The sequence below is a fragment of the Halomicronema hongdechloris C2206 genome (genome assembly GCF_002075285.3).
Lineage (GTDB): Bacteria > Cyanobacteriota > Cyanobacteriia > Phormidesmidales > Phormidesmidaceae > Halomicronema_B > Halomicronema_B hongdechloris.
Window position 1 is genome coordinate 761114 of the sequence record NZ_CP021983.2, and the last position, 16606, is coordinate 777719.

Consider the following 16606-nt stretch of genomic DNA (forward strand, 5'->3'; position numbering starts at 1 on the left):
GGACAAGGCAAACCCACGCTACTCCCTCCATCACCCCTTTACCCCGTCACCCATCCACTCATCACCCCGCCCACCCTATTTCCAGGCTCCCTAGAAGCGGGTCTCGTATTCCAACAAAATACCGGAGCGTTCCTCAAATTCTTGCAGGCTGGTGATGCCCCGCAGGGTTAATTCGTCGCTCAGACGATAGCGAATATTAAACTGAGCCGGGGTGTCATTCGTCAGCACCTTGAGCACCGAGGCCGACAAGTCTGAATTGATATCAACCCCCACCTCGGCTCCCACATCGAGAGCCGTGTCACTATCTTGGGCTGAAGTCGGGGTAACCGGAAAGATACGGAATTCACTCAGGCTGAGGGCACTACCTAGGGCGTCCTGGATGGTATTGAAGAGGGCGGTTCCGGCTAGGGCCAATAGTCCTTGAAAGTCGTCTCCGTCGCCGCCGACACTGCCTAGGGTAGATTCCAGCGCCGTCAAGAAACCTCCACCAATTAGAGATAGGAGTTCTCCCTGGGAGCGAGGCGGAGTACTGGTCAGGGTTAAGCCTGGCGGTAGTTGACCGACGGAGGCATCGGTGGTGGTTTGAGCAAATTGACTCAGTCGGCTGGCCCGACCTGAGTATTCGGCCCGGATGCGGACGGTGCGCAGCCCCCCTTGGTTAATCCCTAACAGATCCGGTGGCGGATCGCTGACTTCAGAGCGGGGAAAGGGAGAGGCTTGCACTAGGTTTGTAGTCTGGCCGGTAGCTTCGGGCACCGAGGTTCGGAAAGCCACGTTGAGTTCAGGTTCTAGCCCCAACTCCGGCGTAAATTCGGCCCAGTTGTCATTGCCAGCTAGGCGGAATGAGGTGGTAAATAGGTTGATGCGACCAGAGCCGAGATTAATGCGGCCATCGGGGCGCAAGTCTGAGAGTTGGCCATTAACCATCAGATCGCCACTGGCAGCCACATTCAAAATGGGATCTGACACCACCCGCACATTGTTGGCCAAGGATACTCTGAGATTGCTGAGACGGGGCGGGGGGGGACCGCCGGCTTCGGCTGCAGTAGCATCGACAGGCGTTGCCTGAGCAGCTTGCTCTGGGATGAAAATTCTTCCCTGGGAGAGCTCCACGACACCACCCAGAGCGGCTCCCCCTAGGGCACTGCCACCAACAACAACACGACCGTTAACCTGCCCTGCATAGAGCCCTTTCAGATTTAAGGCAATCTGATCCATGGCTAGGAACAAGGGCTGTTGCCTCAGGCTCTCGAGGGGTGGGCTGCTGTCTGGTGGCGCTAGAGGTGCCGAGGAAGGGAGCTCAGGGGTGTTCACCAGGGGAGTGCCCAAGGGAAAGGTCCCCTGGGCAAAGAGTTGACCATCGCTGAAGGTGCCTTGTAGGCGCTCGACGATGATGTCTTGCTGAGAAAATCGCAAAGAGCCAGTGATGTTGGTCAGGGGTTCGGGCAGCACCCGAGCATTCAGGGTGACTTGCTCCAGGTCAGCTTGGCCGGTAATCGATAGACGGGCCAGGTCTCGTGGATCGCCGGACCAGGGGCCTCGCACCCTCAGGGTCAGATCTCCCTGGCCAGACTGCCAGGCGATCTGGTTGTTGAAGAGATTGATCAGGGCGAGGCCATCGTCGCGAATGTCGACATTTAGGGATAGCTCATTGCTATCAGGACCCTGTTCGCCGAAGGGAAGTTGATAAGGGACACTGGCTTGCAGCAGCAGGGGATCCTCTGGATCATCGAGCACCATCTGACTTTGTAGATTCAGCCGGGCATCGGTGTAGATAAATTTAGCCTCGGCCGATTGAATGGAATTGCCATTTATCCTGGCTTCCTCCAGATTCATGGCCCCCCGCAGCTGGGGATTGCTGAGATTCCCAGTGAGACTGGCTTGGGCATCGAGTCGTCCTCGTAGACTGCGGGGCAATCGCAGCGGTTGACTCAGGTTGGCTAGGGGGATGCCTGCAGCCGTCAGAGTAAGGGTACGGGCCACGGTGTCGGTGGGGTCAAGGCTGTACTCACCGCTGATGTTGACAAAGATGGGGCGGGCCGCATCGGCTGCCTGGAATCGCAGCGGTTGGAGCTGCAGTAAACCATTGGTGTAGCTGCCTTCTGCTATCACCTGATCGGCAGCATAACGAGATCCCCACTGCCAATCTTGGCCCTCTAGATCGAAGTCCACCGTGATGTCTTCTGGCGGAGAGCCGCTGACCGTCAGGTTGCCGGAGAAATCTCCCGTGAGGTCGCTCAGGGGAGGTAAGGGAGCAGCCTCGGCCTCGGTCTCGGCAATATCCTGGAGTTCCTGGATCTCCGCCAGTCGTCGCAGCTGGTCGAGCAGGGACCACTCTGGCTCACCCGCAGGGGCAGTAGCCAGAATAGTCTCTAGGTTCTCTGGGGCATCGGGGCCGGCCCAGGAGGGTGGCGTTAGGCCCCGCTGCAGGTCGTTGAGTTCGAAGAACTGCAGGGTAGTCAGTACGTCTTGGAGTTTGCCCCGGTCCACGTTGACTTCAGCCCTGAGGGCGGGGGCTTGGCTGCGGTCGTAGTAGCCAGTGAGGAGGTATTTGCTTTCTCCGGTAACTACTTTGGCACCACTGAAGCTGAGGCGATCATCGCTGTAGGCGATGCGACCCACAATCTGATCGACACCCAGATAGCCGAAACTAGGTTGGCTGAGGTCGAGGCGGCCTACGACAGTTTGGTTGTCTAGATTAATGCTGAGGTCGGCGGTCTCGACGGTGCCTCGCACCGGGGTGCGGCGGGCCTGTTCTCCCAGGGCCAGATTGAGAACGGCCAAGGGGAACTGGGTAGCATTAACCCGCAGGACATCGCCGTCGGTGCGGCCAGTGGCCAGGGCCTCACCAGCCCGGAGGGTGAAGTCTAAGGTGCGATCGCGAGTGCCATAGTCCACAAAGATTTCATCTTGCTGGCCAGTGAGGGCGACGGTGAGGCCGGTCTGGCTAGAAAACTGTACTGGTCCTGAGAGTCGCGATTCAAACTTTAGATCATTCACCGCCAGGTTAGCCAATTGGGCCTGCCCTTGCAGACGTAAGTCGCTCAGGTTACCGGTAAGACGGCCGCTGAAGCTACCCTGTCCCTCCAGAGCCACCGCCGCCGGTAACGGTAGAGCCGCCAGGGCATAGTTCTGGGCCTGGATATCGAGATTGAGGCTGGCAATGGTAGGGGCTCCCTCCCCATCTAGACGAGGAATAATGAACCCGCTCACCTGCAGGTCGGCGGTGCTGGCCTGGGGAATCTGTAACCGCTGGCCATCCCAGACTAACCGACCCGTTAAAGGAGTATCGACTTGGGCCAGTTGGGGCGAGGCACTGGCAAAGCTGGCCAATCCAGAGGCCAGGTTGAACGATCCCTGGCCACGAATGGCAGCCAGGCTGAGCTGATCGATGGGACCGGAAAGGTTGAAGCTGCCACTGGCCTGACCCTGCAACTGATCAGAGAATTGATTTAGCGCCAACTGCTGGCCCCGCACCTGGGCCGTCCAGCGGCCATTGGCCAGGGTGGCCTGGCTAGAGATTTCTCCAGCGGCCAGGGCCAGGGTGATGGCTCCTTGCCCTTGGATACCCTGGAGGGTGAGATTATCGAGGCTACCGCTGAGGTTGGCCTGACCGCTGGCACTGCCGTTGAGGGCGGGCGTCAAGCGAGCCAATTGAATTCCCCGACCCCGCAGGGCGGCCTGCCAGTCGCCGTCTTCTAGAATGCCATCCACCATAACGGTGCCCCCTGCTACCTGGACGAAGGTATCTTGCAGGGTGACGACGCCATCGGTGAAGGCGATGTCTCCTCGGGCTGGATAGGTGCCACCGGGAGCCCGCCAGCTAGCGTCTCCATTGAGGCGATCGAGGGGGCCAGTCACCTGGCCAGTCAGGGAGACCGGGCCAATAGTGACCGTTTCTGGCAGGCCATAGGCCTGAGCAATGGCATCGGCTGGCAGCTCAGAGCCGTCGACGTCTAAGGACAGGGTGCCGGGCTGCCCTAAGGTATAGGTCCCCTGAGCGACTAGTTCTCCGCCCTCAAGGGGACGAGCCTGTAGAGACTCGATGGTAATCGTTGGCTGCTGCCAAAGTAGGTCGGCGCTGAGGCTAGCAAAGGCGACTTTATCGAGGATAACCGTGTCTTGGGACGCCAAGCTGACCGCTAACTCTGGGTCGCCCAAGGGCCCCTTTAAGGTGGCCTCAGCGGCAAAGATGCCGGTGGTGTCGATGGGTACCTCGAAGGCCAGGGCTTCCGCTAATTCGGCCACGGTGAAGGGATTGGCTTCAGCGCTGAGGTCATAGCCCTGCTCTAGGTCAATGACGCCCTCAGCGGTGGCTGAGAGCTGATCCAGCTCAGCGGCCAGGGAATCCACCAGAATCTGGCCGTCCCGCAGTTGCAGTTGGCTCTCGATGGCGCTGATGGGCTGGGCCAAGGATGGAAGTGCAACCTCACCCCGACGGATCCGGGCCGTTCCTCCCAGGGCGATCGGTTGCTCTGGGGCCAGCTCTACCATGACATTGCCATCGATCAGCCCATCGTTTACTGTCAGGGGCAAAGGATTAGGCAGAAACGACTCCACCAATGGCACCACCGCCTTAGCTGCCAGTCCTTGGGCCTGCACCGCCACATTGGCCGTGATGCCAGCTCCTGGGGCCGCCTCAGCTGCCTCCTGCGGCGGTGGCGGTTGCAGATAGGCCCCCTGCACCTCCAACTCCCCTCCCTGCAGCAGGCGCGTCTGCAGATCGACATCGTACTGACGGGCCACCTCTTCCCGGTCCGGCTGCTCGATTTCGGTAATATCGACTGTACCCTCTAAGTCTGCCAAGGACACCGTTGGCGCCTCAGTCTCTAGGTCATAGGTCGATAGCAGCACTTCCCCCTGGCGCACCCGCACCCGATCAGTCTTGAACTTGATGAATGCTTCTTCCTCAGGAATTTCAATGTCTAGATCGAGCCACTGCCTCTCTTGGTCCTGCTCCACCACCGCCTTCACCTCATCCAGGGTGATGGTCAGGTGCAGCTCTCGGGTGAGTATCTGCAGCGGGTTAAACCCTACCCGAATCGATTCCACATAGACCGTATCGGGATCTGTAGGCGTGGCCGGCAGGGCCGACGGACCCAGGCGAATCCCGGTCAGGGTTACCCGTTCCACCTCTCCCAATTCCACCGGACGATTAACAATATTGCTAAGGGAGCGAGCCACCAGGGGAGACAGGCGTTCATGGATAAACACCCAGCCCCACCAGGCCCCTGCGGCCACGCCTAAGACAGCCACCGACCCAGCTATCCAGAGGGTGCGGGTCCACCGCCGCCCCCTATTTGATGGAGACTCGGAACCTGGATTGGGAGACTGACTCATGATCGCCTCACACCAGCAACATCATCCAAATCTTAATGAACCCTGCCGAAAATGAATAGGCTGCTCTCGCCATAGAGACTGTCATAACAGCGCGTAACAGTCGGAACAGGGCAACATCGTCAGGCCTCAAACATCCTCTAATATAGAACGAGCAACCCAGAGGTGAATCGAGAATGATGGTGTACGTGCTGCTCTTCAATGCCCGCACCGAGAACGAAGGGATTCACACGCTAAAAGTCAGCGATCGCAACGTCGTTCTCATGTTCGAGAATGAAGACGATGCTACCCGTTTTGGGCTGATGTTGGAGGCTCAAGACTTTCCAGAAGCGGCGGTGGAAGCCTTTGACGCCGAAGACATTGAAGAATTCTGTCAGACCGCTGGCTATGAGTGCAAGTTGGTGCCCGAGGGCACCCTGGCTGTGCCTCCCGAGAATATGGTTGACCGCACCGATTGGGATCCAGACGGTCGGCCGGCTGAGGCTACCAGCCCCACTGCAGATAATGCCGAAGAGTTCTCCCAGGCGGAACTAGACAGCATTCGCCAACGGCTGGAAGGCTTGTTGTAGTGTCATTGCAGTGCCATCCCCGCCATGAGCCCCTCTGATATCCACGATCGGGGCTACCTGCTCACCGAGCAGAGTAATCCCCGCAGTCGCCAACTGGACCAACTCTCTTCCCTAGAGTTGGTGGACCTGTTCAACCAGGAAGATCAACATACCCTGGCCGCCATTGCTGCTGCCCGTGAGTCCCTAGCCACCGCCATCGATCGCATTGCCCTGGCCCTGGGGCAGGGGGGGCAGTTGTTCTATATCGGAGCGGGGACCAGTGGTCGCCTCGGGGTACTAGACGCCGCCGAGTGTCCCCCCACCTTCTGCACCTCGCCCGAGCTTGTCCAGGGTATCCTGGCTGGGGGCACAACGGCGCTGGTTAAGAGTTCTGAAGGCCTGGAGGATGTGGCCGCCGATGGAGCTGCGGCTATGGCCGAGCGCCAGGTGGGCCCCCATGATGTCGTGGTGGGTATCAGCGCCGGCGGCACCACTCCCTATGTCCACGGTGCATTGGCAGCTGCTCGCCAACGGGGAGCGACGACGATTTTTCTGGCCTGTGTGCCCGCAGATCAGGTACCAGCCACGGTAGATGTAGACATCCGCCTGCTGGTGGGACCGGAACTGTTGGCGGGCTCCACCCGACTCAAGGCCGGCACCGCCACCAAGATGGCCCTGAACATTCTGTCGACGGGGGCCATGGTGCGGCTGGGTAAGGTCTATGGCAACCGCATGGTGGATGTGGCCGTGACCAATCAAAAATTACAGGATCGGGCCCTGCGTATCCTGGGAGATCTGACTGGGCTGGAGCGAGAGCAGGCTGCCAAATTGCTGGTGCAAAGTGGCCAGCGGGTGAAGCTGGCTCTGCTGATGCACTGGGCTGACTTGGCCGCCGACACGGCTGATGCTCTGCTGGCGCAACATCAGGGCGACCTGCGCCAGGCCCTGCAGGTGGCGGCGGTATCGCCACCAATCCTCTAGAGCCAGATCCAGGTAATTAGATTCAAAAAAAGTGTTATCGAGCCAGGGCAGAGACTGCTACACTAGCTAGAGCACAGAGTAAGGAAGTGTGGCTGAGTGGTTGAAAGCGCCTCCCTGCTAAGGAGGTAGGGGAGCTTAACCTTCCCTCGAGGGTTCGAATCCCTCCGCTTCCGTTGGTTTCAGCGATTAAGCATAGGCGGTCATTGCATAGTGTGACGCACCGCGCTTCGTAACTTGTAGCAGGAAGTCGCGTCTGCTGGTTGCCTAGCCATCTACCTGGATTCCGGGCCGCGCTACGCTGGCCCAGAATGGCGGAATGATGTTTTCGCAACGAGTCTGTTATCAGCCTGTCTGCAACGCGTGCTCAGTCATTTTGCTGCTAGGCGCTGAACTCTACGCTAGTACTTTGCGGCCCCTGCTGCTGCAGGAGAGCCAATTCTCTCGTAAATAGCAACTGACCTCTTGTAGTTGGGCAATACCCTTATCAATATTCCTAGACCTTTGCCTTTTCGCTCTGCTACCTGACCTGACCAGGAATCTAGGAGGTGTCCAGGCATCCTGGATGGCCGCTCACCTTGGGCATGCCTCAGCTGACTCACCTAAAACACCAGCTGACTCAGCAAAAAGGTGGACTGACCCTGTGCGCCTGACGAGGATAGACAAGACCGAAAAAGCCCCCGACCTACCGCAGTAGATATCAGGAGCTCTCCGGGGTTATTCAATAGACGTTAAGTCGATAAAGCGATCTGTATAGGATTGGGTCGCGTTAAGCGAGTTCTGTATATGACCTTAGTATCGTCAGGTCTGCTTGGGCAGACAAGCTGCCACCGTCAGCCCCTACCGTTTCCTCACATAATTTGGCGCCACTTTGAAGCCTGAAACAACGCAGCGCAGCCTGGCGATAGTTAGTGACATTTTTAGTGACATTTAAAGAGAAATCTCCCAGACATTGCCGCGGCAACCTGGGAGATCTCCCGTAGATAGTAGCTTGGGATAAATCGTTCTGTATAGGCTTAGGGGGCAATAGCGCTTTCTGTATATGGCTCCAGTATGAAATCCTTGGACCGGCAAGGCCAAGTTCAGGCCCCTTTGTCCATCCCTTCCTCACAAAAGTTTGAAGAAGCTACCAAGGATATTCTCTAGGTTTGGAGATACTCCCGGTAGTTGACTGAGAATGAATGATCTGGGTTCCCATGCCAGGGCTAAATTGCCTGCCGTCGGCCTAGCTGCCTAGCTTGAAGGCCTCTACGAAGAGGCTATAGGTGAGTCCTAACTTGAAGGCATTGACGGCTTCTGACAACACCGATCGCCGCGTTCCTGCCGCCAGCGGCTGTCGGTAAATCCACCGACTGATCACCTCCGTCACCACCACCAAAATGGCCGCGATCAGAATATCCTGCTCGGCAGCTTGACCGGTGTAAGCTGCGATCGCAACGCCGAAAAAGTGACCCAGCAACAGGCTGATGAGCACTACCGACAGCCGGCGCCATGGGTTCACCAACCAGAGCGACAGCTGTGTCGTCAGGGTCACGACCAAGGTATTGAGACGAGTCCGCTGCATAGGCTCTCAAGCTCTTAATCAAGCTCTCTTAAGACGGGTCACGGGAGCAGGCCGGATGCTGCCCCCCCTGGGCACAGATAAACCGCAGTTGTTGAGCGTCTAAGTTGCGCACCTGGGAAAAGTCTATCCCCTGAAACCGATCTGTCTTCGCCACCTGCGTATCCTTGGCGATGAAAGACTCCGGATCGGTTCGGCGGGTCTCGTCACCGAAGCGGGCCCCAGCCATATCGACCCCGGCCAGTTTAGCCCCCGGCAAGAGGACCTGACGTAAATCTGCCCCCCGTAGATTGGCTTGACGCAGATCCGCGTTCCTCAAATCAGCTCCTCGCAGCTGGGCTCGGGTCAGGTCGGCAGCGATGAGCACCGCCCGGGTCAGATCGGCTCCGGTTAGATCCGCCTCCTGCATCTCAGCCCGGGTGGCATTGACCCGGCTTAAATTGACCCCGGAGGCGGCAACCTGGTTGAGCCGGGCCCGTTCTAGCTCGGCCCCGGCCAAATTGGCATTGGTCAAATCTGCCCCGGTCATCCGGGCTCCCAGCAGTATCGCTTGCTCCAATTGAGCCGCCACCAGCTCGGCCCCACCTAAATTGGCGCCGCTGAAATCGGCATAGGTGGCTTGTACCCCATTTAGGTTGGCCCGCAGTAGGCTAGCTCCCGATAACGGCACCTGCGCCAAATCAGCCCGGCTCAAATCAGCCTCGGTGAGGTCGGCGCCGCGCAGATCAGCTACCCAATCGTCATAGGTATCGAGATGACCATCGGGTCCCGGCCCTGAGAAGCGACTTTGACTGAGGCGAGCCCCGGTCAATACCGTTCCCCGCCAGTGCAATCCGGCCAGGTTCTGCTGTTCCAGCACCAATGAAAAGGTGTCTGCCCCTTGGCTCACTTGGCCTAGATACGCCTGGCTCAGGTCTACTCCTGCCACCCCATCCGCTAGGGCTAAGAGTTCGGCCAGGGTTTGCTTCACAACCTGCTGCCGTCCCCGTTCTGTGGCATCGGGTGGAGATGATGACGCCCCGATCTCGGCTCCTAGGGTCTGATTGAGGCGATGCAGGGGGGGCAACGCCTCTACCCCAATGCTCACCAATGCCTGGTGCAGAATCTGCCAATCTGCTGGGGTGTCAGCCTGGGCTAGCCAATCGACTAACAGGGCTACTGCCCGAGGATCACCGCTGTTGGCAAGAGCTAGCACGGCAGCCTGTTGCTCTGCGGGTGGCGTCCCCGGTTGGGAGAGGGTATCTACCAGCGATAGAAACACATAGTCAGTCTGCCGGGCCTGCTCCCGAGTTCGCAGCCATAGGCCTCCTAGGGCGATGGTGGCCAGCAGTAAACAGGCCCCGATCCCCAAACGCCAATGCCGTCCCATGGTGAGGCCACTAGCCTGGGGACCCAGGACACGATAGGTGAGGCCACTGGCAGTGGCGACGCTGTCAGGCTGAGAGACTTTGCCGCCGCTAATTGCGGTCACTTCGGGGGAATCCTCACCGGGGCTACTTGCCATCGGCAGCTGGTCAGGGAATTGGGCCGCTTCACTCCCTGTCACCACGGTGCCCGCTAGACGATCATGCCAGCCGCGCCCCTTGCCCATGACCACAGTCAGACCCTGCCCGGTCAAGGCCAGCAGGGTTAGGCCCCCGAGGATGCCTAGCTGCGGAAATGCCCCGATGGCGTACCATCCCCCATAGGCCAGTCCCAAGGGGCCGACCCAACGTCCTGCCGATCGCAGTAAGATTCGCCAGCTTCCTGGTCTATTGCCGGTTAGCACCATCACCTGCAGGCCCACCCAACGCTTGGTCAGGGGGCGGCCGGTCTGAGCCGAGCTATACAGTTGGCTGCCGATAAATACTAGTGGCAACCCCACTGCCATAGACCAGAGCCCGTTGGTGAGAGGGCTAACTTCGCTATAGAGGTGACGTTTAGGCAAGGCTAGGGTACGTGCGATCGCAGTTTGCGTCCACCGCAGCGGCGGGGCCAAGGCAACCTTTTGCGCTTCGGTGTTATTGGCCCATAGCCCCAGCTGCACCGGCACCCCAATGCTCCCCACCAACAAGGCCACCTCGATTCCCCAGGCCAGCAATCGTCGCCATAGTAGGGGATGCAGCCCTACCTTCTGCGCGGACGCCGGTCGTAGTGCCAATAGTCTGGGGGGATGATGGGGAGAGGGATGCGCCATTGCCTAGTCCTAGGGCAGGAGACTACTTGTATTGCCCACAACATTGCTCATTTTGTAACATGCCATGCCCCATTTGCTGCCATGGTCCTAAGACTTTTCCGCCCGGGGAACTGGCACACCTATGGCCTAAAGTATCCTGCGACTCATTTAGGATTATCGTAGACGCAAATAGGAAGCCGCTCTAGTCCCCCTGTTGACATCCTTGCTTCCCTGGTGCAGCTGCCGGCAAGATAGTCGGGCTCAGGGGCAGCCTAATTCCCCAGGCCCTCACCCATTATGCAAACCTACGCTCGTCTACGAGAATCCCGCGTAGACAGCCTAAAAGCAAGACTCATTATTGATTTTTTCAAAGTTGTTTTCCTGCTACCGAGGAGATATCGCCATGGTTACTCAAAATCTTCGCCAACGACTCCTGCCCACCACCCTAACCACTCTACTCTTGGCCGGTGGTGCCGCCATGGCTCAATCGACTGCCACAACCCCGTTGGCAGACCCCATCACCGTTAGTGGCACAGCCAGTGGCCAGGCAACCTCTAACTGTGGGTTCATTACCGATGCTCCCGTCCAGACCCTAAATGTCACCGAGTCTTTCGCCTCCCTGGATATTGAAGTGGCCGGCGGCGACCAGTTAACGCTCTTGATTCTAGGGCCAGACAACTTCCGGGAATGTCTGCAGATGGATCGCTTTAGTGAGGGCGTAATTACGGCCCCAGGATTACTCAACCAAGGCAACTATGACTTCTACATCGGTCGCCAGCAACGCGGTACCTCCCCTGACTACACCCTGACCATTGAACAGGCTGATACCTTATCTAGCCAGTAGGGTGCCAGTAGGGTGAAGCCGGAGGGTGGAGTCACTATCCCCCCTGAGACTCCGATGAATTGTCCGCAGCCGACTCCTCTAACACGTCCACAGACGATACTTCCACCGCATCCACATCCACGGTTCCTTCTGGAGTGGGCCGGACAAACTGACCATCTTTGACGGTCAGCACTGTCCCGCAACTAGGGCACGGGCTTTGAATGCCGTTGATCCCAGTCAGTTCATAGCGGCAGACCGGACAATTTCCCTGCACAACATTGCGCTGTAACCACCAGCGAAAGCCAAGAAATATGAGTGCCGGCGCCAGCAACAGCAGCAGCAACAATACCAACGCTGACTTCACCAGCCATCCGAGGCCAATGGCTCCTAGCAGCCAGACCACACCGATGACCGTCAACCAACATCCCAGACCGGATAGGTTCAATTGAAGAGTTTTGAGGCCGTTGGGGTTCACGGGGGGATCCTCGCATATTGACTTCGATCCCCATGGCCTGGCAAGCACCAGGGGGGAGTCCCTATTTTAACGCCTCTGCTGTCTCCGCTTTAGTCCCCCTTAGGTAGGGAGATCCGTCAGCAACTCTGTCAGACGGCGTGTCAAGGCCTCGGCGCTGAAGTGAGCCAATACCTCTTGCCGCAGCCACTCTCCTTGGCAACGGCGATCGTTACCCTTGAGGATTTCAATGCAGGCAGCCGCCACTGCCTCTGGATCACGATGGGGGACCTGCCAACCCAAGCGACCGTCCTGCAGGGGATCGGCAGAACCATCGTCATCGCCGGCGAGTACTGGCACGCCACAGGCCATGGCTTCTAAATAGACAATGCCAAATCCCTCCTGGGAAGGCATGATGTAGGCATCTGCCAGGCGGTAGTGATCGGCTAAATCTGCCGTGGGCACAAACCCGGCAAAGACGACCCGATCGGCCACCCCCAAATCCTGGGCTAACCGAGCCAGGCGGGGTTGATCGTCACCGCGGCCGATGACTAGATATTTGACGTCGGGAATGGCAGATGCGATCGCAGGTAAGGCTCGAATCGTAACATCAACGCCCTTGTAAATGTCTCCCGACCACAGGCGAGCCACCGTCATCAACACAGACCCCGCGCCTAAGCCATAGCGCTCCACCAACTCTGCCGACTTAGGTCCTGGTGTAAACACCTCTCCGTCCACCACGCAGGGCAGCATACGCACCTTACTGGCCTGCAAGTCATTGGCCCGACAGGCTCGATCCCGGCTGTAGCGGCTGATGGTCCAAATTCGCGCCGCTCCCTGTAAGGCAGCCCGCTCAGCCGTTGGCAACGGGTGCCAGACCTCCTTGCCATAGGTCATAACGGTATAGGGCAACCGGAACCAGCGGCATAACCCCGCCACCAACTGCACCAGGCGAATATGCCCACAGATAATATGCCGAGGCCGATAGCGCAGCAGATAATAAGTGAGTCCCACCACCAACTTGAATCGCCCCAGGCTAGGCCAATGACTGGCCAAATAGGTAAAGTGCAAGGCCACACCTTCTAGAGGATTCTCACAATCAGGACCATCCCGCAGCAGCAACACCTCAGCAGGCAAGGGGTGCGGCTGCTTCAGATAGGCCGTTAAGATATCCCTAACGTAAGATTGAATCCCCCCTTCACAGGAGAAAACCTCCAAGAATAGGAAGACATAGGCCGGAGATGTTGTCGATGGACCTGGAGCGTTATTCACAAAAGCAACAGCCAATAAATTAACGGTAGACCTAAGCCGACAGGAGTAGCCGCGTCCCGCAAAATCCTGCTTTCCAGTTAACCATCAGCCTCAGAGTCAGGCATAGCGAATATGCAATAGTAAGCGATCAGCCTTGGTTGGGGACAGCAACTTGTGAAAGCAGGACGGATCTTGAACAAAGCCGAAGCCCGCCGCCCCCTCAATCACCAACTCCTGAGCACGGCCATAATACTGGAATAGCCGCTCATCCGGCTGCCGCCCAGACCGTCTAGCCATCCAAGCATACCAAGGCTTGCGACCATGGGATTGACGAATCATCACATGGGCTCCCGACTGGGCATCCACCGGGGTGAGGTAGAAGTAAGCCGACATAAAATTGAAGCCTGCCACATCGTAATGATAGCTCAGGGGATTGTAGCGCTCTTTTCTCAAAGCCTCAGGCATCTCAGGCACGACAAAGGACCAGACCAGATTCGCCATCACTTGGTTGGGCCAATAGCCAAGATAGTCCCGAGCAATTTGCAGCAGCAGCGGATCCCGCATCAGGTGCTCTACCCCATCGCAAGCCATTGGATGTTGCACCAGTCCCCGCAATACCGGAATATCCTGGCATACCTTGCCCGCCTTGATGTCACTGGCACGAAACAGGTCATCACGGCCCGGCTCCCGACAATCAGCAGTCTCAGCGAACTGGTAAATTTGCTTGACTAGCTGTGGTGGCAACCGCAACCGAAAGCTGACGGCTTCTTGCCGTAGTTCTGCTACATATTGATGCGCCTCAACTCCCTCCACCAGAGACGTTTCCCTGGGTCGCAAGCGCAGTCGATAGCGCCAAGGCTGGCGGCCTTGGCGCCTTCCCTGCAGCCAACTATACAATCTACGAACCAGCAAAAACCGACCGATGGTGCGATATAAATCGCCCTTCAGCACGCGATAGAGCAGGCGCTGGATCATGACCTAACGTACTCTCAGTCATAATGAGGGTCTGTGGCCCCTGCGTCTGTCTCAATGCAGCTCCGAGTCCCCAGGGAAGCATCCTAAATCTTTGGCTGGCCTTAGTTTCTAGGAGTTAAGACGAGTGACCTCCCAGTGGCGCCACTGTTCCCGCCTGCAGGCGCTCTAGATCTTGTCGCACCATGTGCTCTATTAGTTCCTCAAAACTCACCTGCGGCGTCCACTGCAGTTTTTGCTTAGCCTTAGTAGGATTCGCCACCAGTTGAAAGTGCTCGTCCGCCCGAATCAGGGTTGGATCCACTTCAACATAGCCAGTCCAATCCAAGTCAACTGCGGCAAAGGCTGCCGCCACTAAATCCCGCACGGTATGCAAGCATCCTGTACCGATCACGTAATCATCAGGAGCTTTCATCTGCAACATTTGCCACATGGCCTGCACATAATCTCCCGCAAATCCCCAGTCGCGCTTCGCATCCAGATTACCCATCACCAAGCGGTCTGTCAGGCCTAGCTTGATCGAGGCCGCAGCCAGAGAAATCTTGCGGGTGACAAATTGGGGGGGGCGCCGTGGTGATTCATGGTTGTAGAGAATACCACTGCAGGCATAGAGACCATAATGTTCTCGATGATGCACCATCGTCCAATGGGCATGCAATTTAGCAGCGCCATAGGGATTTTTGGGCCGGAACGGAGTTTGCTCAGACTGGGGGGCCGATTGCACATCACCGAAAATCTCAGAACTACTGGCCTGATAGAAGCGGGTCCGCAACTTGACCGCGCGAATCGCATCCAATAAGCGAGTGGCTGTCCCCGTAATCAAGTCGAGGGTTCCCAGGGGATCTGCCCAAGAATCAGGAACGAAGCTAGGAGCCGCTAAGTTATAGACTTCTGTGGGCAAGAGTTGTTCGACAGCCAGCCGCAGGGCCTGACTATCGGTCAGATCAACGGAGTAAATATCTACCCGATCCGCCAAATCATCCAGTTTGGTGACACTTTCTTGACGATCTGGCGGCACCAGCCCGACCACCCGATAGCCCTTGTCAAGCAATAGACGGCTCAGGTAGTAACCATCCTGCCCAGTGATTCCCGTAATTAGTGCCGTACTAGTCATAGACTCATTGATATGAAACGGAATGCTGAGGTTAGCCATCAGCCGCCAATCAGCAGAATTAAGGCGATGGAGAGCAGCCAGTCCTAGACTGGAGTGTTCCCTGTAGGTCAGCGCCCGTATTTGATAATCGATAAACAGTTGCGCTCCCCAGTCACTCGCTGATAGGTTACCCGATCCGCCAGCCGCCGTAACAGAAACCAACCATAACCACTATTCAAGAGAGTACCGGGCTTGGGTTCTTGCAGTTGGTCTGGATTAAAGGGCTGACCGTAGTCCCAAATGCGAATTTCTACTTGCTGACTAGAGAGGGCCAGATCGATGTCAATAGAGGTCTCAGGGGGAAGTTCAGCATGGGCATGGCGAACGGCATTGGTAAACCCCTCGGTCAGGGCTAAATTCAATCGATCGATGTGATCTTTAATCCAATAGAGATCTGCATCAAGGGACTGGCAGGTTTCCTGAAACCAATGTTGGACCTGAGATACCACATCCAACCGACTTGCCACCACCAGATGCTCTTGCTTTACCATGCTCTGCCCGATGCATCTTATACAGTCCAACCGGATGTCTGCCCTGACTGTCATTGCCGCTATTGAATAGGGTATCCGAGAATCTTATCGGTGGCGGTATCGATTCGCTACTCTTAGAACTCACTCGCAAAGCAAAGCCTGAGTAGCCTTCCAAGCACAGTCTGTCAAGAATTTGAGTGCTCTTGTGTGAGTGTTGCCGGTGTGCTTTAAAGACCTGACGCTGCCTACTGCCCAGGCAGGTTTAAGTCGTCTCTTAGGCAAAAGCGCTCGAGACGGAAAGCCTTCTTCCCAACTCAAGCGCTATCTTACCCAAACTGTAGAACTGAATCCTTAAAACAGCCCCAAGGTCAAGGACTCTCGGATGGGGAATGTGGCACCGATACCTAACCAGAGGGTCACCAGAGTGCCAAACAAGAATACTGTCGTTGCCACAGGACGACGGAATGGATTCTGAAACTTGTTGACATTCTCCAGGAAAGGCACCAACATCAAGCCGAGCGGAATAGATGCCATCATGGTAACTCCTAGCACCTTGTTGGGAACCACCCGCAGGATTTGAAAGGTTGGATAGAGATACCATTCGGGCAGAATCTCTAGTGGCGTTGCAAAGGGATTAGCTGGCTCACCGACCATGGCAGGGTCTAAGACAGCTAGGGCAACGACGCAGGCAATGGTGCCTAGGATAACAATGGGAAATGTATATAGCAAGTCATTGGGCCAAGCGGGCTCACCGTAGTAGTTGTGCCCCATTCCCTGCTTCAGCTTTTCCCTCAACTTAGGATCGCTAAGATCCGGCTTCTTCAGTGTGGCCATAGTTAATCGTGTAGTGTCCTCGACAGTGATAAAACCAGGCTTGTCCAAGCAAGCTATACACCGGGTAAGGTGC

General features: G+C 57.2%; 12 protein-coding genes and 1 tRNA gene. 4 read left to right on the forward strand and 9 right to left on the reverse strand.

Annotated elements, in window-relative coordinates:
• Positions 1-90: 90 nt before the first annotated feature.
• Positions 91-5340: a translocation/assembly module TamB domain-containing protein gene (locus XM38_RS03600; protein WP_080808887.1), complete on the reverse strand. Its 5250-nt coding sequence runs from the start codon at positions 5338-5340 to the stop codon at positions 91-93.
• A 173-nt stretch (positions 5341-5513) separates the two neighbouring features.
• Here XM38_RS03600 and XM38_RS03605 point away from each other — a divergent pair, with 173 nt between their 5' ends.
• The 3 genes from XM38_RS03605 (at position 5514) to XM38_RS03615 (ending at position 7039) form a co-directional block, all read left to right on the forward strand.
• Complete coding sequence (locus tag XM38_RS03605) at positions 5514-5906, forward strand: DUF3110 domain-containing protein (protein WP_080808884.1); 393 nt, start codon at positions 5514-5516, stop codon at positions 5904-5906.
• Between the two features lie 24 nt (positions 5907-5930).
• Entirely contained in the window at positions 5931-6866 is a 936-nt protein-coding gene (gene murQ, locus XM38_RS03610; protein WP_080808881.1) for an N-acetylmuramic acid 6-phosphate etherase, read from the forward strand.
• A gap of 82 nt (positions 6867-6948) precedes the next feature.
• Positions 6949-7039, forward strand: a tRNA-Ser gene (locus tag XM38_RS03615).
• Positions 7040-8088: 1049 nt separating this feature from the next.
• Here XM38_RS03615 and XM38_RS03620 read toward each other — a convergent pair.
• Positions 8089-8427 (reverse strand): DUF565 domain-containing protein, encoded by a 339-nt coding sequence (locus XM38_RS03620; protein WP_080808878.1) that lies wholly within the window; start codon positions 8425-8427, stop codon positions 8089-8091.
• Positions 8428-8455: 28 nt separating this feature from the next.
• On the reverse strand, positions 8456-10600 hold the full coding sequence (locus XM38_RS03625) for a pentapeptide repeat-containing protein (RefSeq protein ID WP_088429109.1): 2145 nt from the start codon (positions 10598-10600) through the stop codon (positions 8456-8458).
• A 382-nt stretch (positions 10601-10982) separates the two neighbouring features.
• Between XM38_RS03625 and XM38_RS03630 the strand changes: the two genes are divergently transcribed.
• Positions 10983-11423 (forward strand): hypothetical protein, encoded by a 441-nt coding sequence (locus tag XM38_RS03630; protein WP_080808871.1) that lies wholly within the window; start codon positions 10983-10985, stop codon positions 11421-11423.
• A 34-nt stretch (positions 11424-11457) separates the two neighbouring features.
• Here XM38_RS03630 and XM38_RS03635 read toward each other — a convergent pair whose 3' ends face one another.
• The 6 genes from XM38_RS03635 to petD all read right to left on the reverse strand — a co-directional run bounded on the left by XM38_RS03635 (position 11458) and on the right by petD (position 16533).
• A complete protein-coding gene (locus tag XM38_RS03635; RefSeq protein WP_080808868.1) occupies positions 11458-11877 on the reverse strand; it encodes a hypothetical protein in 420 nt (139 codons plus the stop codon).
• Between the two features lie 99 nt (positions 11878-11976).
• Positions 11977-13125: a glycosyltransferase gene (locus tag XM38_RS03640; protein ID WP_202978816.1), complete on the reverse strand. Its 1149-nt coding sequence runs from the start codon at positions 13123-13125 to the stop codon at positions 11977-11979.
• A 96-nt stretch (positions 13126-13221) separates the two neighbouring features.
• A complete protein-coding gene (locus XM38_RS03645) occupies positions 13222-14079 on the reverse strand; it encodes a hypothetical protein (protein ID WP_080808863.1) in 858 nt (285 codons plus the stop codon).
• Positions 14080-14194: 115 nt separating this feature from the next.
• On the reverse strand, positions 14195-15190 hold the full coding sequence (locus XM38_RS03650) for a GDP-mannose 4,6-dehydratase (RefSeq protein ID WP_080809205.1): 996 nt from the start codon (positions 15188-15190) through the stop codon (positions 14195-14197).
• A 107-nt stretch (positions 15191-15297) separates the two neighbouring features.
• Entirely contained in the window at positions 15298-15720 is a 423-nt protein-coding gene (locus tag XM38_RS03655; RefSeq protein WP_080808860.1) for an ATP-binding protein, read from the reverse strand.
• 330 nt (positions 15721-16050) lie between these two features.
• Positions 16051-16533 (reverse strand): cytochrome b6-f complex subunit IV, encoded by a 483-nt coding sequence (gene petD / locus XM38_RS03660; RefSeq protein ID WP_080808857.1) that lies wholly within the window; start codon positions 16531-16533, stop codon positions 16051-16053.
• Positions 16534-16606 lie beyond the last annotated feature (73 nt).

Coding starts and splice junctions, on each gene's coding strand:
- XM38_RS03600 (WP_080808887.1), bottom strand. CDS start 5,340: ATGAGTCAGTCTCCCAATCCAGGTTCCGAGTCTCCATCAAATAGGGGG.
- XM38_RS03605 (WP_080808884.1), top strand. CDS start 5,514: ATGATGGTGTACGTGCTGCTCTTCAATGCCCGCACCGAGAACGAAGGG.
- murQ (WP_080808881.1), top strand. CDS start 5,931: ATGAGCCCCTCTGATATCCACGATCGGGGCTACCTGCTCACCGAGCAG.
- XM38_RS03620 (WP_080808878.1), bottom strand. CDS start 8,427: ATGCAGCGGACTCGTCTCAATACCTTGGTCGTGACCCTGACGACACAG.
- XM38_RS03625 (WP_088429109.1), bottom strand. CDS start 10,600: ATGGCGCATCCCTCTCCCCATCATCCCCCCAGACTATTGGCACTACGA.
- XM38_RS03630 (WP_080808871.1), top strand. CDS start 10,983: ATGGTTACTCAAAATCTTCGCCAACGACTCCTGCCCACCACCCTAACC.
- XM38_RS03645 (WP_080808863.1), bottom strand. CDS start 14,079: ATGATCCAGCGCCTGCTCTATCGCGTGCTGAAGGGCGATTTATATCGC.
- XM38_RS03650 (WP_080809205.1), bottom strand. CDS start 15,190: ATGACTAGTACGGCACTAATTACGGGAATCACTGGGCAGGATGGTTAC.
- XM38_RS03655 (WP_080808860.1), bottom strand. CDS start 15,720: ATGGTAAAGCAAGAGCATCTGGTGGTGGCAAGTCGGTTGGATGTGGTA.
- petD (WP_080808857.1), bottom strand. CDS start 16,533: ATGGCCACACTGAAGAAGCCGGATCTTAGCGATCCTAAGTTGAGGGAA.